Source organism: Bradyrhizobium sp. ISRA464 (assembly GCF_029910095.1).
In the GTDB taxonomy this organism is placed as follows: Bacteria; Pseudomonadota; Alphaproteobacteria; order Rhizobiales; family Xanthobacteraceae; genus Bradyrhizobium.
Map to the genome: position 1 here is coordinate 6022086 of NZ_CP094526.1, position 25186 is coordinate 6047271.

Annotated in this window: 26 protein-coding genes and 1 pseudogene; 13 read left to right on the forward strand and 14 right to left on the reverse strand. The window is 61.2% G+C overall.

The features are described 5' to 3' along the window. The first annotated feature begins 8 nt into the window (after positions 1 to 8). Entirely contained in the window at positions 9 to 1673 is a 1665-nt protein-coding gene (locus tag MTX19_RS28265; protein WP_280980315.1) for an AMP-binding protein, read from the forward strand. Next, positions 1670 to 2812, forward strand: coding sequence for a CaiB/BaiF CoA-transferase family protein (locus MTX19_RS28270; RefSeq protein WP_280980316.1), 1143 nt, complete (start codon positions 1670 to 1672; stop codon positions 2810 to 2812). Before MTX19_RS28265 ends, MTX19_RS28270 begins: the two co-directional genes overlap by 4 nt. Before the next feature lie 188 nt (positions 2813 to 3000). On the opposite strand, the gene MTX19_RS28275 is transcribed toward MTX19_RS28270, so the two are convergent. Genes MTX19_RS28275 through MTX19_RS28295 form a run of 5 tightly spaced genes read right to left on the reverse strand, consistent with a single transcriptional unit; the run spans position 3001 to position 8134 of the window. Beyond that, complete coding sequence (locus MTX19_RS28275; protein ID WP_280980317.1) at positions 3001 to 4200, reverse strand: Xaa-Pro peptidase family protein; 1200 nt, start codon at positions 4198 to 4200, stop codon at positions 3001 to 3003. A 41-nt stretch (positions 4201 to 4241) separates the two neighbouring features. Further along, positions 4242 to 4928, reverse strand: coding sequence for an MFS transporter (locus MTX19_RS28280; RefSeq protein WP_280980318.1), 687 nt, complete (start codon positions 4926 to 4928; stop codon positions 4242 to 4244). A gap of 6 nt (positions 4929 to 4934) precedes the next feature. Further along, a complete protein-coding gene (locus tag MTX19_RS28285) occupies positions 4935 to 5702 on the reverse strand; it encodes an MFS transporter (protein WP_280980319.1) in 768 nt (255 codons plus the stop codon). A 24-nt stretch (positions 5703 to 5726) separates the two neighbouring features. Then, positions 5727 to 6509 carry an alpha/beta fold hydrolase gene (locus MTX19_RS28290; RefSeq protein ID WP_280980320.1) on the reverse strand — a complete coding sequence of 261 codons (783 nt, stop codon included), beginning with the start codon at positions 6507 to 6509 and terminating at the stop codon, positions 5727 to 5729. Between the two features lie 2 nt (positions 6510 to 6511). Further along, on the reverse strand, positions 6512 to 8134 hold the full coding sequence (locus MTX19_RS28295) for an FAD-dependent monooxygenase (protein WP_280980321.1): 1623 nt from the start codon (positions 8132 to 8134) through the stop codon (positions 6512 to 6514). 110 nt (positions 8135 to 8244) lie between these two features. Here MTX19_RS28295 and MTX19_RS28300 point away from each other — a divergent pair, with 110 nt between their 5' ends. Beyond that, positions 8245 to 9156, forward strand: a complete 912-nt coding sequence (locus tag MTX19_RS28300; protein WP_280980322.1) for a LysR family transcriptional regulator — start codon at positions 8245 to 8247, stop codon at positions 9154 to 9156. A 225-nt stretch (positions 9157 to 9381) separates the two neighbouring features. Here the strand turns inward: MTX19_RS28300 and MTX19_RS28305 are convergent, their stop codons facing one another. After that, positions 9382 to 9657, reverse strand: a complete 276-nt coding sequence (locus MTX19_RS28305; protein ID WP_280980323.1) for a hypothetical protein — start codon at positions 9655 to 9657, stop codon at positions 9382 to 9384. A 312-nt stretch (positions 9658 to 9969) separates the two neighbouring features. Here MTX19_RS28305 and MTX19_RS28310 point away from each other — a divergent pair, with 312 nt between their 5' ends. From MTX19_RS28310 to MTX19_RS28320, 3 genes and pseudogenes are all read left to right on the forward strand, one after another. Next, positions 9970 to 10863, forward strand: coding sequence for a 3'-5' exonuclease (locus MTX19_RS28310; RefSeq protein ID WP_280984899.1), 894 nt, complete (start codon positions 9970 to 9972; stop codon positions 10861 to 10863). Positions 10864 to 11384: 521 nt separating this feature from the next. Continuing rightward, positions 11385 to 11562: pseudogene (locus tag MTX19_RS28315) on the forward strand (cytochrome c); the annotation flags it as partial. 582 nt (positions 11563 to 12144) lie between these two features. Then, a complete protein-coding gene (locus MTX19_RS28320; RefSeq protein ID WP_280972840.1) occupies positions 12145 to 12582 on the forward strand; it encodes a hypothetical protein in 438 nt (145 codons plus the stop codon). 400 nt (positions 12583 to 12982) lie between these two features. On the opposite strand, the gene MTX19_RS28325 is transcribed toward MTX19_RS28320, so the two are convergent. Both MTX19_RS28325 and MTX19_RS28330 read right to left on the reverse strand, forming a co-directional pair. Next, positions 12983 to 13150 carry a hypothetical protein gene (locus tag MTX19_RS28325; RefSeq protein WP_280980324.1) on the reverse strand — a complete coding sequence of 56 codons (168 nt, stop codon included), beginning with the start codon at positions 13148 to 13150 and terminating at the stop codon, positions 12983 to 12985. Next, the gene (locus tag MTX19_RS28330; RefSeq protein ID WP_280972843.1) at positions 13092 to 13241 is read right to left on the reverse strand and encodes a hypothetical protein; all 150 of its coding nucleotides are present in this window, start codon (positions 13239 to 13241) and stop codon (positions 13092 to 13094) included. The genes MTX19_RS28325 and MTX19_RS28330 overlap by 59 nt, the downstream gene beginning before the upstream one ends. Positions 13242 to 13672: 431 nt before the next feature. Between MTX19_RS28330 and MTX19_RS28335 the strand changes: the two genes are divergently transcribed. Beyond that, positions 13673 to 14518, forward strand: coding sequence for a LysR family transcriptional regulator (locus MTX19_RS28335; protein ID WP_280980325.1), 846 nt, complete (start codon positions 13673 to 13675; stop codon positions 14516 to 14518). Positions 14519 to 15062: 544 nt separating this feature from the next. On the opposite strand, the gene MTX19_RS28340 is transcribed toward MTX19_RS28335, so the two are convergent. Further along, positions 15063 to 15488 (reverse strand): hypothetical protein, encoded by a 426-nt coding sequence (locus MTX19_RS28340; protein WP_280980326.1) that lies wholly within the window; start codon positions 15486 to 15488, stop codon positions 15063 to 15065. A gap of 480 nt (positions 15489 to 15968) precedes the next feature. Here MTX19_RS28340 and MTX19_RS28345 point away from each other — a divergent pair, with 480 nt between their 5' ends. Then, on the forward strand, positions 15969 to 16472 hold the full coding sequence (locus MTX19_RS28345; protein WP_280980327.1) for a universal stress protein: 504 nt from the start codon (positions 15969 to 15971) through the stop codon (positions 16470 to 16472). Positions 16473 to 16565: 93 nt separating this feature from the next. Here the strand turns inward: MTX19_RS28345 and MTX19_RS28350 are convergent, their stop codons facing one another. After that, entirely contained in the window at positions 16566 to 16982 is a 417-nt protein-coding gene (locus tag MTX19_RS28350) for a GreA/GreB family elongation factor (RefSeq protein WP_280980328.1), read from the reverse strand. 416 nt (positions 16983 to 17398) lie between these two features. Here MTX19_RS28350 and MTX19_RS28355 point away from each other — a divergent pair, with 416 nt between their 5' ends. The 4 genes from MTX19_RS28355 to MTX19_RS28370 all read left to right on the forward strand — a co-directional run bounded on the left by MTX19_RS28355 (position 17399) and on the right by MTX19_RS28370 (position 22098). Then, positions 17399 to 17887: a hypothetical protein gene (locus MTX19_RS28355; protein ID WP_280980329.1), complete on the forward strand. Its 489-nt coding sequence runs from the start codon at positions 17399 to 17401 to the stop codon at positions 17885 to 17887. A gap of 284 nt (positions 17888 to 18171) precedes the next feature. Then, positions 18172 to 18783 (forward strand): TIM44-like domain-containing protein, encoded by a 612-nt coding sequence (locus MTX19_RS28360; protein WP_280980330.1) that lies wholly within the window; start codon positions 18172 to 18174, stop codon positions 18781 to 18783. Positions 18784 to 19127: 344 nt separating this feature from the next. Further along, the gene (ctaD, locus tag MTX19_RS28365; RefSeq protein WP_280980331.1) at positions 19128 to 20735 is read left to right on the forward strand and encodes a cytochrome c oxidase subunit I; all 1608 of its coding nucleotides are present in this window, start codon (positions 19128 to 19130) and stop codon (positions 20733 to 20735) included. 1177 nt (positions 20736 to 21912) lie between these two features. Continuing rightward, entirely contained in the window at positions 21913 to 22098 is a 186-nt protein-coding gene (locus MTX19_RS28370; RefSeq protein ID WP_280980333.1) for a hypothetical protein, read from the forward strand. 167 nt (positions 22099 to 22265) lie between these two features. Here MTX19_RS28370 and MTX19_RS28375 read toward each other — a convergent pair whose 3' ends face one another. Then, on the reverse strand, positions 22266 to 22553 hold the full coding sequence (locus MTX19_RS28375; RefSeq protein WP_280980334.1) for a hypothetical protein: 288 nt from the start codon (positions 22551 to 22553) through the stop codon (positions 22266 to 22268). Positions 22554 to 22819: 266 nt separating this feature from the next. Between MTX19_RS28375 and MTX19_RS28380 the strand changes: the two genes are divergently transcribed. Further along, positions 22820 to 23080: a hypothetical protein gene (locus MTX19_RS28380; protein ID WP_280980335.1), complete on the forward strand. Its 261-nt coding sequence runs from the start codon at positions 22820 to 22822 to the stop codon at positions 23078 to 23080. Positions 23081 to 23099: 19 nt separating this feature from the next. Here MTX19_RS28380 and MTX19_RS28385 read toward each other — a convergent pair whose 3' ends face one another. From MTX19_RS28385 to MTX19_RS28395, 3 genes are all read right to left on the reverse strand, one after another. Beyond that, on the reverse strand, positions 23100 to 23453 hold the full coding sequence (locus MTX19_RS28385; protein ID WP_280978180.1) for a phasin: 354 nt from the start codon (positions 23451 to 23453) through the stop codon (positions 23100 to 23102). A gap of 219 nt (positions 23454 to 23672) precedes the next feature. Further along, positions 23673 to 23876: a hypothetical protein gene (locus tag MTX19_RS28390; RefSeq protein ID WP_280980336.1), complete on the reverse strand. Its 204-nt coding sequence runs from the start codon at positions 23874 to 23876 to the stop codon at positions 23673 to 23675. A gap of 111 nt (positions 23877 to 23987) precedes the next feature. Continuing rightward, a complete protein-coding gene (locus MTX19_RS28395) occupies positions 23988 to 25121 on the reverse strand; it encodes an alpha-hydroxy acid oxidase (protein WP_280980337.1) in 1134 nt (377 codons plus the stop codon). Positions 25122 to 25186: the final 65 nt, after the last annotated feature.

Below are 25186 nucleotides of genomic sequence, written 5' to 3' on the forward strand. Positions count from 1 at the left end.
CGACGGACATGCAAGCCACGAGTTCGACCGCCGAGGCGACCTGGAAGGACCCGCGTATCCTTCCGCCCGAAGTCTGCGTGCTGCGTCACGTCCTCGACCGCAACGCGGCGGAGGCGCCGGACAAGGTGTTCGTCCACTTCGATGACGGCCACGAATGGACCTATGCGCGGATCCACACGACCGTTCGACGCACTGCGGCAGCCCTGCAACGCATGGGAGTTGCCCAGGGCGACCACGTCCTTACCTGGTTGCCCAACAGTCCGGATGCGCTGCGCATCTGGTTCGCCATCAATTATATCGGCGCCGTCTACGTCCCCATGAATATTGCCTGGCGCGGACAGGTGCTCGAGAATGCCGTGCGGATTTCCGGCGCGCGCCTGCTGATTTCGCACGCCGAACTCGCGGACCGCCTTCACGATATCGACCGGTGCGCACTGACTGACCTGCTGCTGATTGGGCCAGACGTTCACGACAAACGCCTCTCCGGCTTCTGGCACCATGACGCCGCCGATCTCTCCGCGCCCGGCGAGCCGGACGCGCTACAGCGGCCGATCATGCCCTGGGACAACCAGATGATCATCTACACGTCGGGCACGACCGGCCCGTCCAAGGGCGTGCTCTGCACCTACATGCATTGCGGCTCCAGCGCGCTCGCCTTCTCGCCGCTCACCGCTGATGACCGCAATCTTGTCAACCTGCCCTTGTTCCACATGAGCGGTACGGGCGCCGTTTACCGCATGCTCGTGAAGGGCGGTTCGATCGCGCTCGTCGAGTCCTTCGACACGCGCTCGTTCTGGGACACGGTGCGGCGAACGCGATCGACCTACCTGACCCTTCTTGGCGCTATGGTGCCCTTTCTGCTGAAGGAGCCGCCAGGCCCTCGCGACCGGGACCATACGCTGCGCGTGGTCAACATCGTGCCGCTGGCCGACGGCTTCCGGCAGTTCGGCGAGCGTTTCGGGGTTGAGGTCTACACGGTGTTCAACATGACCGAGACATCCTGGCCGATCATTTCCGAACGCGATCCGGAGACGCTCGGCACCTGTGGTCGTCCCCGCCCCGGCGTGTTCGCACGCGTCGTCGACGAAAACGATGTCGAGGTCACGCCCGGCAAAACCGGCGAACTCATATTGCGCACAGACGCGCCCTGGGCCATGAGCCACGGCTACTATGGCAACCCGGAAGCAACCGCGCGAGCCTGGCGCAATGGCTGGTTCCACACCGGCGACGCTTTCCGCCAGAATGAGCGCGGCGAGTTTTTCTTCGTCGATCGCATGAAGGACGCGATCCGGCGGCGCGGTGAAAACATCTCCTCGTTCGAGGTGGAAGCTGCGATCAACGGACATCCTGACATACGCGAGGTCGCGGTTGTCGGCGTCCCCAGCGAGTTCGGCGAGGACGAGGTGCTGGCCGTAGTCGCACCGGTCGAGGGACGATCGGTCGACGCTGCCGCCTTGCTCGAGTGGCTGCGGCCGCGGCTCGCACATTTCATGATCCCGCGCTACATCCGCATCATGCCGGAGCTGCCGAAGACGCCGACGCAAAAGGTCCAGAAACACCTTCTGCGCGCCGACGGCGTCGCCAGTGACACATGGGACCGCGAAGCGGCGGGGCTCAAGGTCCGCCGCGAAAAACTTGCGAGCCTTGGTGGCGCCGGCGAGATCAGCCGATGAGCGGACCGCTCGCCGGCTTGCGCGTCGTCGAGATGGCAGGAATCGGTCCCGGCCCCTTCTGCGCTATGCTGCTCGCGGATCTCGGCGCAGAAGTCGTCCGCGTTCGCCGGCCGGGCGGCACCATGTTCGACACGGAGCCGCGTTTGGACGTGACAGGGCGCGGCTGCCGCTTCGTCGATCTCGACTTGCGCCAAGACGACGCCGTCGCGGACGCTCTTGCATTGATTGAAAAAGCCGAGGTCCTGATTGAGGGCTATCGCCCCGGCGTGATGGAGCGCTTGGGTCTCGGACCCAATATTTGCCTCGCGCACAATCCGCGTCTCGTCTACGGTCGCATGACCGGCTGGGGTCAGGACGGCCCGCTCGCGCAGCGCGCCGGGCACGATATCAACTACATCGCCCTGACCGGGGCATTGCACGCGATCGGCCGCCCCGACTCGCCGCCTCCACCGCCCCTGAACCTGGTCGGGGATTTCGGCGGCGGCGCGATGTTCCTGGCCTTCGGCATCATGGCGGCGCTGCTCGATGCCCGCGCGTCAGGCAAGGGACAGGTCGTCGACGCCGCCATGACCGATGGCGCGGCCCTGCTCGCCGCCGGGCGCTATGCTGGCCGTGCCTCCGGAAGCCAGACCAACGAGCGCGGCAACAACCTGCTCGACGGCGGCGCCCCCTTCTACGACACCTATGTCTGCGCCGACGGAAAGTTCATCGCTCTTGGCGCGATCGAGCCGCAATTCTACGCACGCTTCCGCAAGCTTTGCGGGCTGACGGATCCGCTGTTCGACGAGCAGATGAACAAGGCAAAATGGCCGGCGCAGAAGGAGCGACTTGCGGCGATGTTTCGCACGCGGAGCCGTGCCGAATGGATCGCTCTTCTGGGTGGCGACGATACCTGTGTCTCGCCCGTCCTCGACTGGGACGAGGCGCCGGCCGATCAGCACAACATCGCACGAAAGACCTTCGTCACAATCGACGATGTGACGCAGCCGGCCCCGGCGCCGCGTTTCAGCCGCACGCCGACCGCCATCCCACGATCCGCTCGCATCTCCGGCGATGATACACATGAGGTCCTCCGCAATTGGGGCCTAGCGCAGCCGATCATCGAGGGCCTCTTGCCGCCCCTTGCGGTGCGAGACTGAAAGAAAGCTCCGGCAGGTTGCAATGACTCGAGCCGTTCCATCGCGACGGAGAACTGTTCTTTCGTAAAGGGCCTCACGTCGACCCACCACCCGCACTTGATGGAGCCATCTCAGGAAGTGGCCAAGCTGGGCACCAGCCGGAACGCCGCGCGCGGCATCAGATCGTGGGTGGCCCGACTCAGCGGTTCTCATCGCATCGACGCACAGCCGACATTCCACCCACGGCCGTCTTCGCCAAACATCTCGTATCCGGTCGCAGTGACCGCGATTGTGTCCTCAAGCTTGATGAAGCCGCGCTCGAGATGCTTCATCGTGGTTTCGACCGAGATCACCATGCCAGGTTCGAGCGGACGGTCGGCATCGGCAGCATCGTAGCGGACGGGGCCTGAGGCGGTCAGCCGGGGCGCTTCGTGGCTGACAAGGCCCATCCCATGAGCCAGGAACTCGGTGTTGTCACGCTGGCTCGTCTCCTTGAGCGCGCGCTCGGCCGCGGTATATATCACGCCGCCCATCGCACCCGGCTTGATGACCGCAAAAGCCGCCTGCTGCACGGTGTCGATCTCGGCAAGCAGGTCCTTCAGCTCGGTATCCGGCTCGCCGAGCACAGCCATGCGGGCAAGGTCGCCGATATAGCCGTGATAATTGCCGCCTGAATCAAGCGAGAGCACGTCGCCCTCTTCCCAGCGCTGCTCCGAGGGCGCGCGGTTGTGGCTCCTGCCGGCGGCCAACAGGCAATATTCGAAGGTGAGCCCGCGCTTCACCTCGGCGACCCGTAGCGCTTCGAATAGCTCCCGCTTGGTGGTGCCCGGGCCGTGTTGGGCGATCACATCAAGCATGGCTTCGGTCACGAGTTCGGAGGCGGCGCGCAGTTTGGCGAGTTCGGCCGGCGTCTTCACCGCGCGCAGCCGTTCCAGCACGAACAGTGCATCCTTGATCTCGCTGTTGGGAAACGCGTCCTGCAGTGCCTTGCCCGCGTCCATCGGCAGAAAGGCGGTCTCGACGCCGATGCGTTTGGCGGGCACGCCGCTGGCGCGGATCATCTGCACGGCGGTCGCGATCGCATCCACACTGCCATGGCCGGAGGTCTTGAGCGTCGGCACCCAGGGACGCACCACCTCCCGCTGATGCGTCTCCAGCCCGTGGCCGACATAGCCGGCCTTGTCGGGCGCGCCCTTGGCATAAACCACGACCGGCAGATAGCGGCTGATGCCGAGCGCATCCATGTAGTCGAAGAAAATCGCCCGCTCGACATCGAGCATGTACTGCACGTTATGTTTGGACGTGACGAGCAGCACGTCGAGGCCGGCCTCCTCCATCAGCCGGTCGAGCTTGGCGGTATCGAAGGGGATGGCCCGGGCGGCCGCTCTGGTCTGGACGCTGTCCTGCATGATGCGTTTCCTTGTTTGTTGTGACGGCTGTTGGACAGGAGCTATGACGGCGTCGGGCGTGCCGCAACGCCCTCCGCGTCCCGGCCGAGACGAACGACAACGGTTTCCGCGCCTTCGACGGGTTGCGGCATCTCCAATGCGAGCGGGCGGCCATGGGTTTCGACACCGAGCAAGGTGAAGGCAAGCCCGATCGCCAGCCCGCACGCCGCAAGGAACAGGAACGCCGGCGTCACCGCGTCGATGGTGGCCTTGGGCGTGATCAGGTTCGAAGTGCCGGCAATCAGCGCGAGACACAACGGACCCGCGATCTTGCCGACACCGTTGGCGGCCTGCGCGAGCCCCACGCCACGCGCGCTCAAGCGAACGGGAAAGATCTCAGCGGAATACGGCGCGATGTTGGAAAAGCCGCCGTCAAAGAAGAGTGCTGCGGGGACCAGGAGCACCACGAAGGCAGGATAACCGAACAGTGTCCGGTCGAAGACTAGCCCTGCCGCACCGAGGGATAATGCGATGCCGTAGCCCATGATCTCGCCGCAGCGCCGCCGCCCGATCCGTTGCGCCAGCACGGAAAAGATGGCGCGCCCGATCATGCCGGTGAGCGAAACGATCACGAACAAATGAGCGACCTCAACCGCGGACACGCCCATCAGCAGGGCGACGATCGTTGGCCCCCAAAGAAACACGCCGTAGTTCGCCGTGCTGGCGCCGAACCAGACGATCAGGGCCAACCAGACTCACCTTGGCTCCTGCAGCAGTTCCGCAAATCCCGCACTTTGCAGCTTGACGGTCATCTCGACCGCAGATGACGACGGCAATGTGTCGGGCGCAACCCTCAGTGCGCGCGCGACGATGCGGCGAGCCTCCGCATCGCGCCCGCGCGACACCAGCCAGCGCACGGATTCCGGCATGATCAGCCCGATCAAGAGCGCCGGCAGCAGCGGCAGGAAGCCGAGCGCAGCAAGGCCCCGCCAGCCGATCTGGTGCAGCAAGGTCGCGGCCGACAACGACGCGGCGAGGATACCAAGCGAGACCGGGATGACGGTGGCGCTGGTCACCAGGGTGCGGTGGCGCGTCGGCGTATACTCCACGATCAACGGGACAGCGACCGAGGCTGCGGCGCCGACACCAAAGCCGACAAAGAAGCGCAGAGCGGCGAAGGTAATCCATGCCCCGTCCGGTATCAGCGAGACGGAGCCCGCGCTCAACGCGCAGAGCGTAACAGCGGCGACCAGGAGCACCTTGCGGCCGAAGCGGTCGGCGAGCGCGCCCCACGCCAGCGATCCCAGGATTGCGCCGACGCCCGCACTGAGCAGGATCAGCGAGGTCTGCCCGAAGGTCAGCTGCCATTGTGGCGCCAGCACCGCGACGAGGAAGCCGACGACGTAATAGTCGAAATAGTCGAACACGCTGGTCGAGATACCGAGTGCGATGCTGGTCCAGTAGCGGGCATTGAGCCGCGCGCCGTCATAGGCTGTAACGAGATCCTCTCCTGACTCCACCATTGTCGTCCTCCTCCACGATTTGCCTTAGTTCTTGCTTTGCAGAAAGGCCCTCACTTGCGCTGCCACCGCCGCCGGATCCTGAATCGTGCCGACATGGCCGATGCCTTCGATGACGGCGCTACGGACGCCCGGAATCTCACGCGCCAGCGACTGCGTATGCGCGGGCGGAATCAGGCGGTCCTCGCTTCCCGCCAACACCAGCGTTGGCGCCTTGATCGCGCCGAGCGAGATCTCGATCGGCTGCCCCAGCACCGCACCGCGGCGCTCTCTCTGTCCGGTGTCACGCTTGTTGCCCGTGAAGAGAGCGAGCGCTTCCGGATGCGCCGCGATGTAGCTTGGCGCGAAGAAATATTCGGCGAATGCCGGCAGGCTCTCCGGCAGGCGTGCACGCAGCTCGGCAAACCTCGGAACGCCTTCAGGGTTGATCGACGCGACCGACACGCCGACGCGAAAGGTCGAGGCGAGCACCAGGCGGTCGATCCGCGCCGGGTGACAGACGGCAGCCAGCTGCGCAATCGCGCCACCAAAGGAGGTGCCGAACACATGCGCGCGCACATAGCCGAGTGCTGCGATCAGCGCGGCAAGATCGTCGGCGAGCTCGCCCAGGCCGTAGGGCACTGGCGGATTGCGCGTGGCGCCGGAATCGCGCTGATCATAGGCGATGACGGTGAAATGTAGTGCAAGCACAGCACCAAAAGCATCGAACATGGAATGATCGGCTTCCGCGCCATGCAGCAGAAACAGCGGCGGCCCCTCGCCGCTGCGTTTGAAGCTGATCGAGGTGCCGTTGGCCTCAACTCTCTCCATGGCTAGTGCAACACGGCTTGCAGAGCGCCGGCGAGTTCGCGCGCGGGATCCTGCGGGATGTAGGGCATGCGCCAGGCCACATGGCCGTCGGGTCGGACCAGCGCGGCGCCGCGCAAGCCCATCTGGATGCCCTCCGATTGATGCGCATTCGGCAATTGCTGGAGGTTGAGCGGGATGCCGAGCTTGTCGGAGACAACGCGGCCGGCCTCCAGCCATTCGCCGCCGAGCGCGCCGGTGACGACGGTGAACTCCTTGTCGAACCAGTCGAGCGTCGAGCGCTTGCGCGCCATGTCGAGCCACAGATGCGGAAAACGTCCGCCCGGGCGGTCGGATGGGAAGTAGGTTCGCGTCAGGTGGCCGCCGCGCGGCGTGCCGTCAGGAACCACGGCGCCCTCCTCATAGGAGAAGCCGAGCGCCTGGCCGATCGAGTGCAGATGATTGTCGAGGTCGTTGACCCAGAAGCGGATGCGGTCCTCATTGCCGGATCGCACGGCCTCGTCGAGCCGGCGGAAGCGGATCAGGTTGCCGTAGCTGAAATCGGCGTTCGATTGCGCCACCGGGCGGCGCTCGACATCGTAGCTCTCGAGCAGCCGCTCCGAGGCGAGCCCGCGCAACGCATAAGCGAGCTTCCAGGCGAGGTTGTGTGCGTCCTGCACGCCCGAGTTCAGGCCGAAGCCGCCGGTCGGCGGAAAGCGATGCGCGGCATCGCCGACCACGAAGACGCGGCCCTTGCGGAACTGCGCGGCAACCTGCTTGCTCATCCGCCAGATCGAGCGGTTGAGCAGCGTCACCTCGAGGTCGGGGACGCCTGCGTGGGTACGGATGATCTCGACGGTCTCCGCATCCGTCCACGGCCGCGGCCGCTCATCCTTCTCCTCGCCGATCTGCATCACCGACAGCCAGCGATCGCGGCCATTGGTGTTGAGAATGCCCGCTCGCCGCGGCATACCCGGCTTGTCGCTATAGACCTGGTAGCCCGCGGCCTCGCGCGTGATCGGAAACCGTGAGAGATCGCCGCGCCAATATTCGTTGAGCATCACCGCAAGCGTCGCTGGGCCCACCATGTCGATGCCGGCGCGGCGCCGGGTCTGGCTGCCGGCGCCGTCGCAGGCAAGAAGATATCTGGCGTGCCGGCGCTCGCTGCGACCCGTCTCCACCGATCGGATCTCGCAGACAACGCCATCCTCGACCTCCTCGAAGCCCACCAATTCGGTCGAGAAATGCACGTGAACCAGGTTGGAATGCGCAATGACCTTGTAGATCTCCTCCTCGACCGCATCCTGCGCGACGAGCGATTTCCAGGCCGGAGTCTGGCCGAGATTGGGCTCGGGGCGCGAGCGGCTGATCTCGCGGCCGGCGATACTTTCGACCTGAACGAACATGTCGGAGGAATCCTGCAGGCCGCGATCGCGGATCGCCTGCTCGATCCCCCATTGACGGAAGATCTCCATGGTCCGAACCCAGCAGCCGCGCGACTTCGGATGATCGGTCGTGGTTGGGCTCTTCTCGACGATGATGGCGTCGATGCCGAAGCGATCGAGCAGCAGCCCCATCGCGAGCCCAACCGGTCCGCCGCCGACGATCATGATCGATGTCCGGCGCTGCGTCTCGACAGAGGTGCCCATCAGCGTTTCCTTCCCCGTTACGCGTTGTTCGCCGTAGGATGCGTTCTTTTTGACATCTCACAAGAACATGTTTGATATGCTCTCCATCTCATTCCGAGATGGAGAGGCGAATGGACCTGCGTCAGCTTCGCTATTTCATCGGTGTGGCGGAGCGCGGCGGCTTTGGCGCAGCCGCCAGCGCGCTGAACATCGCGCAGTCCGCGCTCAGCCGTCACATCAAGGAGCTGGAACATGAGCTCGGCGGCGCGCTGCTCACGCGCACCGCGCGCGGCGTCGCGGTGACCGAATCCGGCAAGGTGCTGCTGGAGCGCGGGCGGTGGCTGCTCGGAGCGGTCGACGACATCAAGGCCGAGGTGCGCACCGAGAACCGCGAGCCGAGCGGCACGGTACGGCTGGGCGCGCCATCGAGCGTTGCGGAGATCTTCTATCCGCCGCTCGCCCGTCTCATTGCCGAACGCTTTCCTCGCGTGCAGCTCGAACTCGGCGAGGCCCTGACCGAGCTTGCCTGCGACCGCCTGATGCGCGGCCAGCTCGATCTTGCAATCGTCACGGCGCCGCAGCCGAACGATCATCTGGCCTATGAGACGTTGGTGGTGGAGCAGGTGTTTCTGATCGGCCCGCCACGCGATCCCCTGCTCAAGCGCGGCAGGATGACAGTCAATGACGTGAAGCACCTGCCGCGTGCCGTCCTCCCGTTGAGCCGCACGCCGTTCCCTGCGGAAGTCCCCTCTTTCGTGCGCGTCGAAAGCAGCACGCCGATGAAACGCATCGTCGCTTCCGGTCTCGGCTACGCGCTATTGCCCTATTCCGGCATCTACCAGGAGATCGACGCCGGCCAGCTCTCAGCGGCACTCTTGCCGTGGATGCGCGCCGAACGGGTGCTCGCCCTGCCGCGTGGCCGCCCCATCAGCAGAGCGACGCATGAGACCACGACCCTTCTCAAGGAGATCTGCGGCGATCTGATCCGCGACGGCATCATCCGGACCACACAACGCGCGACCACGCGCAAGAGAACGACCTGACGAGGCGATGCCGGATTGAAGGCAAAAACAGGTTAAATGCCAGCGCCGCGACACCCATCATCAACGAACGGATCCAAGAGACGACCTCACGAGAAGGCGCCACCAAGATACCCTTGTCGAACTCCCGTGCCTTCACATATACGCCGAGCTCGGAATTGGCCTATAGGCGGACTTTCGGATCAGCTCTAGCTCTTCTCGTCAATCGGTCGCGCCTGCTGCCTTCACCTAACTGATGTTCCATCTAGCCCGGAGCCACAGAACAACCGCGCCGATCAAAGCCGTCATCAGACCGCTCCACCAGATCGACCGCGATCGCGCGGCGTTGATGGAGACGAGGTACAGGATCGCACCAAGCACGACGCCATAGTGCTTCCGAAAGTCGCCGTTTCTGCGCGCGATCTCAACGAGGTCCGAAGACCTGACGTGTTCATCCGACATCACCGAACCCCAACTCACTGAGACAGGATTATACCGGCGATCGGTCAACTGGTCGAGTCGCATTTCTGTTTTTCAGCAATAAGTGATTGAGCGGATGCTATGCACGGCGCGAGGGTTTTCGAAGCCGGCAGCCATCACTCGATGCGGCACGATTCACCAGAACCCGCCACGCATGCGCGGGCCCGCCAATCTGGAGGTCAGTCACCAACCACTTGCGGCGATCCGACCCCTCTAATCGCACGCAAACTCGACACCTCTGCATCAGCGTTTCCCAAACCCCGGCCGTTCTACGTGTCTATCCACAGGCGGGATGTGCCCGCCTTGTGCCGGATCGGTTAGACTGCGAGCCCATGCATGGAGTCCTCCACCGCCAACATGACCGCTCATCCGACTCTCGCCGACATCGCGGCCACGCTGGAGCAATCCCCCGACTACCGGGTGTTGCGCCGTCTGGTTCCGCGCTCGGAGTTCACCCCGGGCAATGGCGAAGCTGCAAAGACCGCGATCTTGCTTGACGTCGAGACCACTGGCCTCGATCCGGTCCGTGACGAGATCATTGAACTCGGCATGGTCAAGTTCACTTATCTGCCGGACGGCCGGATCGCACGCGTCATCGACAGCTTCAGCTGCTTCAACCAACCCTCGGTGGCCATTCCCGCCGAGATCACCGCCCTCACCGGGATAACCGATGAGATGGTCCGTGGGCACCAGCTTGAGGAGGATCGTGTCAACCAATTCGTCTCCGATGCTGTCGTGGTCATCGCCCACAATGCGGCCTTCGATCGCAAGTTCATGGAGCGCTACGCGCCGCTGTTCGCGCACAAGGCCTGGGCGTGTTCGGTCAGCGAGGTGGAATGGCGCAGCCACGGTTTTGAAGGATCGCGCCTGTCCTATCTCCTCATGAAGGCCGGCCTGTTTCACGAGGCGCACCGGGCGGTCGACGATTGCCTGGCGCTGCTCGAGATCCTGGCGCTTCGCCTGCCCAACCTCGATCGCACCATCCTCTCCATCCTGCTCGAGCGAGCCCGGCGCAAGACGATCAGGATCTGGGCTGAGCACTCGCCCTTTGAACTCAAGGACGAGCTCAAGCGGCGCGGCTATCGCTGGAGCGACGGCGCCGACGGTCGACCGCGATCCTGGTACATCGACGTTGAGGAAAGCGATCAGGCGGCGGAGATCGACTACCTGCAGCGAACAATCTATCAGCGCGAGCTCGAGGTGCGAATTCAGACCCTGACCGCGTTCGACCGCTTCTCGATCCGGGTCTAGGCGATTGATGGTGTGCAGCGGCCTTTGTGCGTCGCGAAGCGCCTCGCCCTGCGAGGGCCTAGCGACAGCCGATCTATCGTATCCGTGCATTTCGGCGTATCCCACGTCATCAACTCCTGCCGCCAAGCACTTTGGGCTTGGTCTTGGCAGCTTGGCCCTGAATTTGTCGCGCCCGCCGCAGAGACGGTCGAGCTTGCGCGCAAGCAACGCTTTGGCCGAGCGCAACGGTATACCAGCAGGTTCTAGCGAGTGCGCGATTTACGAGGTCGGGCCCACGCGGGAGATCTGCGTGCACACAGGAAAGCTACGATTCTCGTCAGGTCGAAGAGGACTAGAGTACTGTCTTGAACATGAGCTTAGATGGCAAGGAGCGGAACGGCATCTATGTCGGCCGGCGCAAGGGCGACTCGCCAAGCTGTCCAGCACGAGATGGCATGCCTCTGATCCTCGGTGTGCAGGCTGCTACACGCTGGTGTGTTCGGCACCCGAACACCTCCCGCCCTGGACCGCGTTGTCGTCTGATAATAATCGCGCCGCCCTTCCGAACACTGCATGAGGGTCGAGATGCTGCAGGAGGCACTCGCAGAGGCATTCGTCACCGGCCATCCGAGCATGCCCGAGTTCAGCTTCGAGCCGGATCAGGTCAATGATTTCATCCTGTTCCTGAAGTCGCTGGAGGGCAGGAAGCCTGGCCGTTGAGTGAGATCAATGCGTCGCTCGGACGGTGGCGGAGGGATAGGCCTTGCGACAATGCCATGATCATCCGCAAGCTCGAATTAGCTCACCCCGGGGCGGAGCGGGGCATGGCAGCCCTATCGCGCGATCTCTATCGGCACGCCGGGCGCCCGATCAAGCGGCGGGTGTGGCTTCGCAAGCCCGGTCGTACCTGGCGGCGTGTCATTGCTGGCCACGCGCGTCTTGACGTTCTCCAGCGTGGTAACTGTTGCTGCTATAAGTGCGAGCGCGAGAGCGAATGCGAAAAGGATCAGTGCCGTTCGATGACTGTTCATCACACTCACCTCCAGCGGAAACTGGAATAACGCACTGCAGCGATTTTGGGTTCCGCGCCAACCTACCGAAGGGCCCTCATGCTTTACGAAACGAGAGGCTCAGACCGGCACACCGCTAAATTGCGAGCATCCCCAAAATGGGAAAACTCGGATCTCCAGGGGACTTACGGCGATGTGGCCAAAGTAGTGCGGCTGCACGACGAGCGCGCTACTGGGAACGAACCCCACGATGGTTCGTTGGCCGGACCGCACCACGATCGGGGAAACCGTCATGACCGACCCTTTAACGCCCGCCGACACACGGCAGCGATCATCAGCACTGTGGCTGGTGGCTGCACTACTTGTCATCATCGCGGCTGGCAGCTTCCTTTGGGTGCACTACAGTACCGGCAGCAAGTCGGTTGCCCCGCAACAAAAGGCCGAGGTGGCGTCTCCCCCAGACCCGGCGGTTGAGCAGATCAGGCAGACTTTGTCGTCGCTCCAACAGGCGGTGCAAGGGATTCAGTCTGATCAACAGAAGCTGGCTGCTCAGGTCAACGAAATTCAACAGAAGGCATCAGTACAACAGGGCGAGCAAAAGCTATTGTCTGATCAGCTTGGTTCGCTGACTTCGCGACTTGACTCACTGGCATCGGCGAACGCTGAGAACCCCGCTGCAACACAGCAGACCGCTCCAGCCCCGCAAAGAGCCAAGCGTAGCAAGCGATAGCGGTCACGATTCTGCCGCGAATCTTGGGCGAACTCAGACTGCGCTGCCTCACATGGCTGTCGCAAAGCGGCCTCAGTCCAACCCCAGCCACTACCCCGGACCGAGGCCGCTCTTTTTCCGCGGTCTAGTCGAGCGCTTGGCGCGTACCCCAGCACATTTTGCGCCGAAGCATCTCACGACATTTGCGAATCTGCATCCGGGGTCATCAACCCTACCACAGGCGCGCCAAAGCGCATCTTGAAGCGGCCGTCCTTGGAATTCGTCAGGGGTGCTCCCTTCCGTCATGCGGCTGTCGGCCCCGGATCGTCATCCGATGTCCCTGCCTCTGCGAATGTTGGAGCGCGGAACACCGGCACGACATTCGAGCGCGATCGTTCCACGTTCTCGATCCTGACGACGTTCAGGCAACCGGCGACGAAGTAAGGCATCCGGTCGCCCGCCGCAGGCCAATCAGGGCGGCCCCCAATGTCGACAGCACCGAGATGCGGGCAAGATCGAAAGACTGGTCTTCAGGCCAGACCAGTTGAACCGTCTTTAGCGGAACGCCCCAGTTCGCCCGGTAGGTCACCCATGATCCTATCCTCAAGCGAGTCGGCATCTTCCACGTCGGACACGATCTCCGCCCGATTGATCTCACCCATCAGGAGAAGTGCGTCCATATCCCCTCGATTCCAGGCTGCGCGCGAGTCGCGGGTAGTCTGATGCCGTCAACGCAATCTTCGGAAAAGGCAACAAGAGCGACCTCGTTCTTCGCAAGATGAAGGGGCTTCGAAGATGAAGCCACTCTCTCAGGTTTTAAGGAGGTGAAGGACCCGGACGGCGCGAGCAGCCGATTCGGAAAAAAGGGGACCGCAAATGCGCGACCTGCATGCGGACGATGGCGCGCGACACCTGAATCGATTTCGACGACTTAAGTCATGGATTTTCGCCAACATAGTCTGTTACCTGGAGGTCGGCATTGCGACGAAAGCGCACACGTCGAATTCAAGCGACGATCACTTCACCTTGCGTCCGCATTACGCCAAACGAGGTACAGTCAAGGCAAGCGAATTGAATTGACATTTTTCTGCAAAGATCCTGCTATCAACGCATGGATATCGAACTCGCCAGAACATTTGTCGAGATCGTCTCAACCGGCAGCTTCATCAAGGCTGCCGAACGCCTGAATGTCGCACAGACGACGGTCAGCGCGCGCATACGCCTCCTTGAGCAGCAACTCGGGCGGCCTCTGTTCGTTCGAAACAAGGCTGGCGCGAATCTCACTCCCGCCGGTCAGCAGTTCTTGCGCTTTGCCCCAAATTTCGTGCAGTTGTGGCAGCGTGCAAAGCAGCAGGTGGCGGTGCCCGAAGGCCACAGCGCCGTGTTGACGATCGGAAGCGAAGTCAGCTTATGGCAGCCGCTTCTGGTCGATTGGGTCAGGATGATGCGACGCTCCCATCCCGACATCGCACTTCGTGTTCATGTCGACGTTCCCCTGGATTTGACTTCGCACGTTGCGGCGGGACTCGTGGATATTGCCATCATGTATGCTCCGCACCATCGGCCGGGAATAGGGGTCGATTTGTTGATGGAGGAAGAGCTCGTACTCGTGACCACCGATCTTGCGAAACATCGCAAAAGCGATCCTCGGTATGTCCATGTCGAATGGGGCTCGGAGTTCTCCCTTCATCACGCAATGAGTTTTCCGGATACGGTCCCGAGCCTGCTGACCAATCTCGGTCCGTTTGCCCTGACCTACACTCTTTTGGAAGGAGGCTCCGGATACTTTCGAATGCACGCGATTCAGCCCTATCTATTGACCGGAGACCTCCATCTGGTGCCGGGCGCGCCGCGGTTCTCTTTCCCAGTCTACGCAACGTACTCCACGAATGTTGATGCCGCCGCGCTGGACGTGGCGCTTGCCGCACTGCGCGCCGCTACAGTCGTGAAGAAGTAGGAGACGCCTTCGTGAAGAGATCGACCGCGCCGATATTGTTCCGGATGGCGTCGTGCTGAATTCGGTCGTCAGACTCGGATCCAAGGTAAAATTCGTCGAGCACGCAAATACACTTGCTCGACCTGCCCGTCTTGTCGTTCCGGAGCAGGCCGGAGGTCGCCAGTGCATATCGGTCCTGACTTCGGTCGGAAGTGCTCTAATCGGCCTCGGGCCCGGACAGTCGTTCCGTTGGACGGAGCATGGCTGGGAACGAAGCCTCACGGTCCTGGACGTAGGAGCAAGCCGGGGATCAGCTCAACCCCCATCCAATATGACACGCCCATTGCGCCGACGTTGACGGGGCGAACAATCACCCGCGTTTCTGACGGCGCCGTTTTCCGCCGCGTTGCACATTGGATGCCCGCTCGGCCTCCCTAAGAAACCACACGAAGGCGGCACCCAGTCCGACGGCAACGGCCACAAGAACGAATGTCAAGGCCGGCGCGGCAAGCATTCAGCTACCGTTCTTTGAGACCTTGCCGTCGGGAGCTCGCGTCACGATCTATCACCGCTCGGACAGAGATCGGGACTTTCCGCTCGCGGCACCGGCATGAACCGTATCGAGTAGCTCGACCTGCTTGCGATGCAGCAGCAGCAAATACATCAGCTTCGCATTCAGTCTTGAATCGAAGATGTTCAAGACGGCATCCTCGATCATATCCGCCAACCGGGCCTGATGCGAGCGGGCGAATGCGATGGCACTCCGAATGCCGCCTGCCGGATTGGACGGAGCGGCCTCCCTTCTCCGGCCCACCATGTGTGCGCCGCCTTTCCTGATCATTTCCTTTTTAAGCAGAACGCAAATCGCTCCCTGCGCCAGTTCGGACTCGAAGATGAGGTCTGCGAGATGCTGTTCGATAGAGCGGCCGATCGCTGCGAACGCTCCGATGCCTGCTCGCTCGCCTTCGAGGAGGCTATCAAGAAAGATCAACACTTCTCCCCTGGACCAATAACCGATGTACGCGGGGTCGCTCTCGCTCATTCCACATGGAGATGATGCGAGTTTACGGCCGCTATCGTCTACGCCAGCTTGTAACGAGGCTTTGTGCATGATGTCGTTCCTCAAACGAGGAGAATTGGCCGTCAAGACCGCTCACTTGATGATGCGTCTCGGCCATTTTGACTTGTCGTTCTTTGCACGACATTTGCAAACGAGAAGATTTGCCGATTTTCAGCAAGGACGTTGATGGGTCCGAGATGCCGGAGAGCCTCGAACATTCAGCACACTCGCGTCGTGCGCCCCACCGCGCCTCATGTCCAAGCAATCAATAATGTTGCCGTCAAATGACGGGACTTTTCATTTGCCGCGATTGATCGGGGGAATATGTTGACGCCAGGCCCCTAGCTCTGGCCGAATGTCATCATAAGCGGCGTGTTCGCCAGAGACCAATCGCAAAGAGGGAGATTGCACGTGTACCAAAGAATTCTCTTGGCCTTCGACGGATCGGCAGACGGCCGCGAAGCGCTCGCTCAGACCCAAGGCTTGGCATTGTCGTGCGGTGCTACCGTTCATCTCGTCGCGATCATCGACGGGACCGAAAGCATGCCAGTCGTCGAGGCGATGTCGTTTGTCGTTTCCGACGCCCAACGATTTGCAGTACAGGCGGCGATTGACGAAGGCGTGAGACGCCTGCATGACGCCGGCTGCTCAACAATGGGAGCCCTGAGGTACGGCAAGCCATCCGAACAAATCGTTCGTGCTGCCAAGGAGATGAGCGCCGATTTGATCGTGGTCGGTCATCGAGATCAAGGAACGCTCGCGCGTTGGTTGAATGGCTCCGTGGGAGAAACCATCTTGCACAAGCCGCCATGCAGCGTGCTCGTCGCCGTAAAGTCCGAGACCCGTACGGACAATGTCAGGCCGGAAGCCAAAGACGAGAGGGAAGCAGCACACTCCGTGATCAATTCGTTCTGACCTGCCACATGGTCTTGGTGGGACGTAGAGGTCGGCCCCCTCGCCCCGCTGCGCTGGGCTCTATTCCCCACAGGCGACATCCAGCGTCGCCCCCTACTCGCAACGAAGAACCGTTTTGCTGCTGCGGTCTCCGCTGGCCGCGCACCAATCAATCGAAGCGCCCTCGGACAACCCAATCAAGGCGGCTCCCAGGAGCGTCAACACCGAAAGGGCATTTGGTCCGGCGCACGTCTCGCCGGGAAGCACGAGGGTAATTCGGCTGTCTTCTCCCGTGATATTGTCGCGCAAGTGAACCCGCGAGTGGACGGCGACGACATTTTCTGGAAATTGAGCGTCCGGGACAATGGTGGCGCGGTCGAGTTCTCGCAGCAGATTTGAAGCGGCCGCGGACCGCCGCCTGTCTGTCAGTGCTGCAACGGCGATAGAGACCAGTCTTGCTCGATCTGTCTTTGAGATCGTAACCGGCGGCAATTTGGTCGGATGAAAATGGCTGGATCTTGCGTAGTTCACGCTCGCCCCTCATTCTCGGCTGGTTGACGGATCAATTGCGACTCTCCGGAAGGCGCCTCCTGACGATGCAGCGGACGGTCCCTACGATTCCGATCGGCTTTGCCGTCTACCGACCGAAGCGTCCATTCCCAATGCTTCGCTAGACTTGGCGACGCCTGATCGCGCTTGACAAGCGACAAATATTGCGTGTTCGAAGCAAAAACGCTGATCGCTCCTCGAATAACCCCGCGCGCCGCGGAGAACTCGCGCCTGAGGACTGTCGTCCTTGTACGTCTTGCAGCGTTTCTTTGATACGAACGAGCACAAATTATCGCTTGTCAACGGAGAGGAAAGGAAGGCAATGAGCGGGACAGAACCATCGTCCATGCATGTCTGCGTCTCCGGCACTTTCAACCTGGAACGCAGGGGAGGATCAGATGGAGATCCGTACAACCTCTGTGCCGTCGTCCAGATATGACGACTTTCTGTTTGCAGTGATCTGCGAGGATAGTAGCGGAACGCAGCTCAGTGTCATTTCTGCATTGACACGAATGGGTGTCGACCCCTGGGAAGAAGCGGCTCGTCTTGAAACAATGGCCGGGACACTTGCGCAGAAGCGTTTGGTCTCGGTGCTCCGCAACGTATCCGGACAGAGCTGGAGCGTCGCCCAGAGGGAAGCGGTCGCGTCGCGGTTGACTGGACTGCTGCCGTCTTCCAAAGCAGACGCAAATTCGATGCCGGCTTCGGAGATAAGCGTCCGACTGCTGTTTTGCGTCGTAGTTTGGTGGAGCTTCCTGTTCGCAACCGCCGTCTCGACGTATTACAACAACAACAAGGCGGATGGCGCCTCCGCAAGTTACTCCAGCGCAACGGCCCCCCTGCCGAACTCGAGCACGAGCAGCAGCGCAAGGATTGCCACGGACTGACGTTTCCGACAGCACCGCAATGATCGAACCCGGATGTTTCGCTGTGGTGTTTTCTCCAACCCGGTGTCACGACCGGGGTGCGCTCACCCCATTGCCCGGCGGCACGAACTCCTTCGTAAGTTTCTTCCCTCCCACACATCGTGTCAGTCCTTCGACGTTCACTGCAATTCTTTTGGTTTAATTGAGCGATTAAATTCGTTTGTTTGTCCGGAAAGGGCGAGCGACCATTCGGGCAACCAGACAGACATATTTCGCCGTGGGCGACAAACATCCGGGAGGTCGCTATGCCGGAGGATAGCAACGGTTCAGCACTCGTCGCGCTGTTGTGGGGACTTTGGGTCTACGGGTTATTCACCTTCTGGTTCGAGCATTTTTCATCGCTTGCGAGGGCAAGAGCCGCTCAACGATCGGGGCGAACAATCTCTCCTGCGAATGCTTCAGCATTGAACGTTCCAGCACGCTGCGCAGAACTCGAAGCGATGGCATCCAATGTCCTCAAGCGTTGTGGCGGCATCGCCTTGAACGACTTCCTCAGCGACAGACTTGCGGCCTACGAGGCGATCGTCGCGGCATTCGATGCCGGCGACCAAGTGACACTGCTCAGGCACGTTTCCCCTGAGGTCTATGCTGCTTTTTCGGACGCGATCGCGGCGAGAGAGGATCGACACGAGAAGGCGGACACTCTGTTCGCACTGATCGCGCCTCCTGAGATCGTTGCCGCGCGCATCGACGATGATCGTGTCGAGATTTCCATCCGCTTCATCGCCGGCTCTTATAGGCTTTCGGAAAGCAGCCAAAGAAGGACCGAAGAGCGACACAGCATCGACATCTGGACATTCGGTTGCGCGCCACCGACCAACAAGTGGCGCCTGATCGCGACGCAGGCCGGGCGATGACTCAGAACCGTGGATGCTTTGACCGATACGAGGACGAACCCAGCCCTCACGAATCTGCGTCGTCCCCCTGTTATATGCACGAAGTCTATCCCGCCTACTTCGGGTCGTTGCCCCCGACCTGGCCAACTTCGGACTGGAAACCGAACGACCGCCTGAAAGATCGCGTTCCGACGGAAGCAAACGTCTCGTGGACGACATTGCTAAGCGACGCGCTTTCTCGGGCCATCGGACGACACGCAGCAACACAAGTCGAACGAGTTGAGAGCCGGATCACCGCTCGACTGGAATCGAATAGCCGGGATTAAGCCGGCTCCGCGCATCTCGAAGCTCAAGGAAGAACAAAAATGTCAATTTCCACAGATGTCTCTTCCCATGGCCACCCACACGATCAGCCGACTGGTTGGCGTCGGTACGTCTATTCGACCAATCACAAAGACATCGGCACGATGTATTTCGTGTTTGCGATCTGCGCGGGATTGATCGGCGGGATCCTCTCGGTCGTGATCCGGGCCGAATTGCAGGAGCCGGCCCTTCAGATCTTCGCGAACCCGCATGCCTATAACGTCTTCGTAACAGGCCACGGCCTGATCATGATCTTTTTCACACTTATGCCGGCCATGATGGGCGGCTTTGGCAACTGGATGGTGCCATTAATGATCGGCTCGCCAGACATGGCGTTCCCGCGCATGAACAATATCTCGTTCTGGCTGCTTCCTGCATCGTTCGCGCTCCTCATCATTTCGATGTTCGTCGAGGGAGAGCCCGGCTCCTCCGGAGCCGGTACGGGCTGGACGCTCTACGCGCCGCTCTCTACCGCCGGACATCCCGGGCCGTCGGTCGATTTCGTCATTCTATCGCTACATCTGGCCGGCGCATCCTCGATCCTTGGCGCGATCAATTTCATCACCACTATCTTCAACATGCGCGCTCCAGGCATGACCATGCACAAGATGCCACTCTTCGTATGGTCGGTGCTGGTGACCGCATTTCTGCTGTTGCTCTCGCTGCCTGTGCTCGCCGGCGGAATTACCATGCTGCTTACCGATCGGAATTTTGGGACAACATTCTTCGCGCCAGAGGGCGGCGGCGATCCACTGCTGTTCCAACATCTCTTTTGGTTCTTTGGCCATCCGGAGGTCTACATCATGATCTTACCGGGCTTCGGGATTGTCAGCCAAGTTGTCTCGACCTTCAGCCGCAAACCCGTGTTCGGGTATCTCGGAATGGCCTATGCGATCGTTGCCATCGGATTCATCGGCTTCGTCGTTTGGGCCCACCATATGTACACCGTGGGTATGTCGAGCAGCGCTCAGGCCTATTTTGCCGTCGCCAGCATGGTGATCGCGGTGCCCACCGGCGTCAAAATCTTCTCTTGGATCGCCACCATGTGGGGCGGATCGCTCACGTTTGAAACGCCCATGCTGTGGGCCATTGGCTTCATCTTCGTGTTCACGATCGGAGGCGTAACCGGTGTAGTGCTGGCCAATCCAGGCATCGACCGGTCACTTCAGGATACCTATTATGTCGTCGCGCACTTCCACTATGTGCTGTCACTAGGTGCCGTGTTCTCGATTTTCGCGGGCTGGTACTACTGGTTTCCGAAATTCACGGGATACATGTATTCCGAAACTCTCGGCAAGTTGCACTTCTGGCTGACGTTTGTCGGTGTCAATCTTGCGTTCTTCCCGATGCATTTCCTCGGCCTGTCGGGCATGCCGAGGCGCATTGTCGATTATCCGCACGCTTTCGCTGGTATGAACCTGATTTCCTCGATCGGAGCCTATATTTCCGCCGCCGGGTTCGTCGTTTTCTTTCTGGGCGTGATTTATGCTCTCGTCCGCAAGTCGAGGGCGGCCGGTAACCCTTGGGGCAGTGGAGCAACAACACTAGAATGGACGCTGCCTTCACCGCCGCGATTTCACGAATTCGAGGTTCTTCCTCTAATTCGATGATCCGCCGAGGACAGAAAACGGCCGGCCGTGACGACCGACGATTGACCCTGCGTCGGCCACGATGCCACGTCCTCACTCCGAGCATCGCGTCAGCATTTGACGCTCCCCTCGCGCTGCGCCGCCACGTCGGCATTTGCGAGCGCGGGAAGAAGCTGCGGCTAAATGACAATCGCTCCAAATGATGAGCAGCGTTAGTCTGATGCCCGGGAGCAATTGGGGGAGCGATCGGCGGCGTCAGACATCAAAAAACCGGCCTATATACGATCGAGATCAAGATGGAAGACGGTTCACGCGCTCACGCGAGCGGCGTTCTCGTTCTCCTCAACGGTCGCATCTTGGGCGGCGAACCTACTTCTATTATTCGGGATCGTACAGTTTCGAGAATGGAAAGTGGCGCGGAGAATTGACGACGCGCCAGCATGCCGACGCGATCGGCGTCAGTCTGATTTTCGGCGGTCGAGAAGTATCGTGTGGCTTTACCGGCACTTATGACAGCAGCATGGCGAGGGTCGACGGGACGGCCTTGGTCGGCAAGAATAGCGTGGCGTTTACAGCTAAGCTGATGCTCAAAACAGCACTCCAGCCCCCACTAACCTGACAGGAAGCGCGGCTTTTATGTACCTGTGAGGGCGGTCTTAGGTATCGCTCTTGCTGCAGAATCGACGATCTCGGCTGATCCCGAGATGACGCTCCGAGGAATAAGTCTGATGCAAATCCTCGATCAATGCCGGCACAGATCAGATGCATTCAGATTTGGCTGCAGTTTGCAGTTTGCACTTGCCCACTTCGCCTGCAGCGCGGACTTGCCGGGACAGAAGACTTCGCGAACAAGACCCACTCATACCAGGCGTCGTTAGGTCCGATCTGCTCAGCAGCTATGCGGGTGAGTTAGCCGACGCGGCAAACCCTTTTTGCGAACTGAACGGAATTGATAAAATGCGACGCATCGGTTTCGACGGCAAGAAACCGCCTTCATCGAAAATTCGTGCGCATGAGGAAATCGCAACACGGGCTTCTGTGGACCGCCCTATGCTTGTTGCGATGATGTCACTGTGCCGCTGAGTTGCCCGACGTGTCAAGCCAACGGGCAGTTCATCGTTCGGCTCAGCATCAGGACAATTCTGACTGGCGTTGGCCGGATTGGCACGCGCCGTTCTCGCATCGCAAGGAGGCGTCAATGTATTTCGTTGCTGCCATGCTCGCGGTCTTGTCTGGCCTGTTCTATGCCGCGGGTCATCATCAGGTCGGCTCGCTCGGCACTACCATGTGCCAGTATGGCGGCGTGTTCTGCGATAGTCCGTTCCTGGTTCTGGTCGGGGCCGGCCTTGCCGCAGCGTGGGGCATGCTCGTCAGCGTGCGCTGACTGCTGCAATCTCGAATGATGGCTTTGTGCCGCTGATTTGCCCGACCGCGTCAATTCTTGTCTCGCGGCTCATTCGACGTACGAAGGATGCATGCTGACGCCTCGCTCGTCGTGTCACGTCTAGGTTTGCGTCGGATCAGGTTTCCACCACGCAACGGAATCTGAATCTATTGCAATGGACTCGGGTTCGCTGGTTGGACCGGCGTCGGTCCCGGCGGCGCGGGTTCGATCGGTGCCCTGGGTTCGGTCGGTATCACCTTTGCACCGGCTGAACGTGCAGCCTCGCCGGTCGTTGTGTGGTTGGCCGTCGCGGCCGGCTGCACCTTGGGCTTGCTCCATGGGCCGTGATCCACGATCAACATGCCCAGCACGCCGAGAGTAGCGACAACCACTGCGACCACGAGCGGCGCGCCGCCGTGCCGCTTCCTCTCCTTGATCGGACGAACATCCGTCATGACTTGGGGCCTGCGCTGCGATTGTCGTTACTGCAACAAGCCCTGACATGCCCGGAAGTTTCCGGTTCCCTTCATTGAAAGCGAGGTTATCCCGCGGAACCAATCCGCACCTGCAGCATTTTCAGAACGTGGCCGTAATCCGCCGCTCAGACCGGCGCCTGTCGCGGATAGTCAAAGCTCATTGACCCACCGTTCAAGGCAAGCGCACGCGCGGATAGCGAGATCACGGCCGCCTCTAATCCTTCAGTGCAACCACGGCATGTCGCATGAGTTTCGAAACGCCGGAATCCCCGCGGCAACCCAGCCTCGCCGAACGCGCGATCGATACGGCAACCGATGTTTCGCGCACGATCACGGAGGTGTCGGATGGGCTTCGGGCCGCAGTCGATCGACTCAGCCGCACGATCGCTCATTCGCGTCGTCAGGGCGGAGCCCTTGCCACCGTGAGTGCAGTCACGCGCGAAGCACCGCTTGCCAGCCTGTTCGTCGCCTTCCTGCTCGGCGTCGCGGTTGCCCGCCGACGCTGAGCACGCGGGAAACTCTGTCCTAGGTTTTGCCCTTGGTTGCGTCCTTGGTGGCAGACATCACGCTGCCGGTGATCTGCCGCATATGTTCGCCGGCATTGGTGAACTGGCTGCGCAGGAATTCCGACTGGATCCGCATCGCCTCCTCAAGGTCGGTCGCGTGCACCAGCTTTCGCGCATGCTCGAACGCTGCTTTCATATTCTGCTCGGTGAATGACAGCGCCTGTTTGGAGATTTCCGTTCCGCTACCCGGCATCGTCGCCATCGATTTGCTGGCCGCATCGAAGAACAGGCCGAAGGCCTTCTCGGCCTGATCGATGGTCTTTTCCGCGAGGTCGCGGAGCTCGGCAGGAACTTCAAGCTTCGGCTCGATCATGATCGCCCCCTGAACATAAGCGTCCGGCGACGTTAGCATAGATTGCGGTCCCGTCAGCGCTGGATCGCTAACCGCCATTGTGATCACCCGATCTGGCCTGGCAAGAAAAAGTTCCCTAGTCCGGGAGTTTCAGACCCCGTTACCGCCCGAATTCGGATCGGGTCAGTGCAATTCCGGCGAGAGCTTCCTGAAAGCCCACTAGATCACTGCAGCTCCGCCCTAGCCGCTCAGGATTTCGGCTCCCTCCGGTGTCAGCGCCGGACCATCATCGTGCAATTCGATCAGACCGAGCTCAGTGAGGACGCGCAAGTCCTCGTCGTTGACCGGCGACAGTTTCAGCCGGCGGGCCTGTATATCCCGCAAGATCCAGCGTAAGCCGATAGCTCTCTCAAGTGAAAATTCAGCGAATGAATCGTCTGCCATTCGCCTCAACTAATGCGGCATTTCGATCAGACTTTGTCTTTGCCGCGGCGTCTTCATGGACATCAGAGACGCCGCGCCCGCCAGGTCATTCGCGCGAGCCTGGCCCGCGGCTCAATAACGGTAGGGTTCGATGTCCAGAAGCGGGAATGCGCTGAACACGCTCGGCAGGTTGGTCGGCATGGCCGAATGCAGATAGGACTTGTCGAGCTCGGCAAAGCTGGTGACCCCGAGCAGTCCGAGGCAGCGGATCACCTCGTCCTCCAGCAGTTCAAGCATCCGCACAATGCCAGCCTCGCCTGCGGCGGCAAGCGCCCAGCACTGCAGCCGGCCAATGCCGACGAGATCAGCTCCCGAGATGATCGCCTTCACGATGTCGGTGCCGCGATAGAACGAGCCGTCGACCATGATCTTCGCACGGCCCGCGACCGCCTGGACGATCTCGGGCAACACATGCATCGAACCGCGGCCGTGGTCGAGCTGCCGCCCGCCATGGTTCGACACGTAGATCCAGTCAACCCCGTGATCGAGGGCGATCTTCGCATCCTCCGCGGTGGCAATCCCCTTGAGGACGAGTGGGATCTTGAACTTGTCCTTGATCAACTTCACCGTCCGCCATTCCAGACCTTTCTGGAAATCGCCGCCGGTGGCGCGAATTCGGCTTTCACGCACATAGCGCTTGGCAATGTCGCGTTCGCGCCGGCTGTAGTGCGCGGTATCGACCGTGAGACAGAACGCGGCATAGCCGTTGGCGATGGTACGGCTGACGACATCCTCGACGAAAGCGTCATCGCCGCGCACATACAGCTGATAGATACGCAAGGCGTCAGGCGCCGCCTTGGCGGTGTTTTCCAGCCCCGGCTCCGACACCGAACTCAGCATATGCGCCGCACCGAACGTCCCCGCACCGCGCGCGACGGCCGCGCCCGCGTCGAGATCGAAGATCTCGAGCGCTCCGACCGGGGCGATCATTACCGGAAGCCGGACTTTGCGACCGAACACCTCGACGGAGGGATCGACATTGACGACGTTGCGCAATACGCGGGGCCTGAAGGCGATCTCGTCCAGCGCCATTCTGTTGCGGCGCATCGTGGTCTCGGTTTCCGAGGCGCCGACGATATAGTCCCAGGCATTCTGGTTCAGCTTGGCACGGGCCTTCCGCACGAATTCGTGCAGATTCTGATATTCCTCGCCGCTGGCGCCGAGCTCGACGTTGCGCGCCGATTGAATGGGGGTCCCGTCATTCATGGTGTTTCTTCTCCCGATTTGGCCGGCACATTAGCCGCAGACAAACCGGAAAAGCTACCGTCTTG

Coding starts and splice junctions, on each gene's coding strand:
- MTX19_RS28265 (WP_280980315.1), top strand. CDS start 9: ATGCAAGCCACGAGTTCGACCGCCGAGGCGACCTGGAAGGACCCGCGT.
- MTX19_RS28270 (WP_280980316.1), top strand. CDS start 1,670: ATGAGCGGACCGCTCGCCGGCTTGCGCGTCGTCGAGATGGCAGGAATC.
- MTX19_RS28275 (WP_280980317.1), bottom strand. CDS start 4,200: ATGCAGGACAGCGTCCAGACCAGAGCGGCCGCCCGGGCCATCCCCTTC.
- MTX19_RS28285 (WP_280980319.1), bottom strand. CDS start 5,702: ATGGTGGAGTCAGGAGAGGATCTCGTTACAGCCTATGACGGCGCGCGG.
- MTX19_RS28290 (WP_280980320.1), bottom strand. CDS start 6,509: ATGGAGAGAGTTGAGGCCAACGGCACCTCGATCAGCTTCAAACGCAGC.
- MTX19_RS28295 (WP_280980321.1), bottom strand. CDS start 8,134: ATGGGCACCTCTGTCGAGACGCAGCGCCGGACATCGATCATGATCGTC.
- MTX19_RS28300 (WP_280980322.1), top strand. CDS start 8,245: ATGGACCTGCGTCAGCTTCGCTATTTCATCGGTGTGGCGGAGCGCGGC.
- MTX19_RS28305 (WP_280980323.1), bottom strand. CDS start 9,657: ATGCGACTCGACCAGTTGACCGATCGCCGGTATAATCCTGTCTCAGTG.
- MTX19_RS28310 (WP_280984899.1), top strand. CDS start 9,970: ATGACCGCTCATCCGACTCTCGCCGACATCGCGGCCACGCTGGAGCAA.
- MTX19_RS28320 (WP_280972840.1), top strand. CDS start 12,145: ATGACCGACCCTTTAACGCCCGCCGACACACGGCAGCGATCATCAGCA.
- MTX19_RS28330 (WP_280972843.1), bottom strand. CDS start 13,241: ATGGACGCACTTCTCCTGATGGGTGAGATCAATCGGGCGGAGATCGTG.
- MTX19_RS28335 (WP_280980325.1), top strand. CDS start 13,673: ATGGATATCGAACTCGCCAGAACATTTGTCGAGATCGTCTCAACCGGC.
- MTX19_RS28355 (WP_280980329.1), top strand. CDS start 17,399: ATGGAGATCCGTACAACCTCTGTGCCGTCGTCCAGATATGACGACTTT.
- MTX19_RS28360 (WP_280980330.1), top strand. CDS start 18,172: ATGCCGGAGGATAGCAACGGTTCAGCACTCGTCGCGCTGTTGTGGGGA.
- ctaD (WP_280980331.1), top strand. CDS start 19,128: ATGTCAATTTCCACAGATGTCTCTTCCCATGGCCACCCACACGATCAG.
- MTX19_RS28370 (WP_280980333.1), top strand. CDS start 21,913: ATGTATTTCGTTGCTGCCATGCTCGCGGTCTTGTCTGGCCTGTTCTAT.
- MTX19_RS28375 (WP_280980334.1), bottom strand. CDS start 22,553: ATGACGGATGTTCGTCCGATCAAGGAGAGGAAGCGGCACGGCGGCGCG.
- MTX19_RS28380 (WP_280980335.1), top strand. CDS start 22,820: ATGAGTTTCGAAACGCCGGAATCCCCGCGGCAACCCAGCCTCGCCGAA.
- MTX19_RS28385 (WP_280978180.1), bottom strand. CDS start 23,453: ATGATCGAGCCGAAGCTTGAAGTTCCTGCCGAGCTCCGCGACCTCGCG.
- MTX19_RS28390 (WP_280980336.1), bottom strand. CDS start 23,876: ATGGCAGACGATTCATTCGCTGAATTTTCACTTGAGAGAGCTATCGGC.
- MTX19_RS28395 (WP_280980337.1), bottom strand. CDS start 25,121: ATGAATGACGGGACCCCCATTCAATCGGCGCGCAACGTCGAGCTCGGC.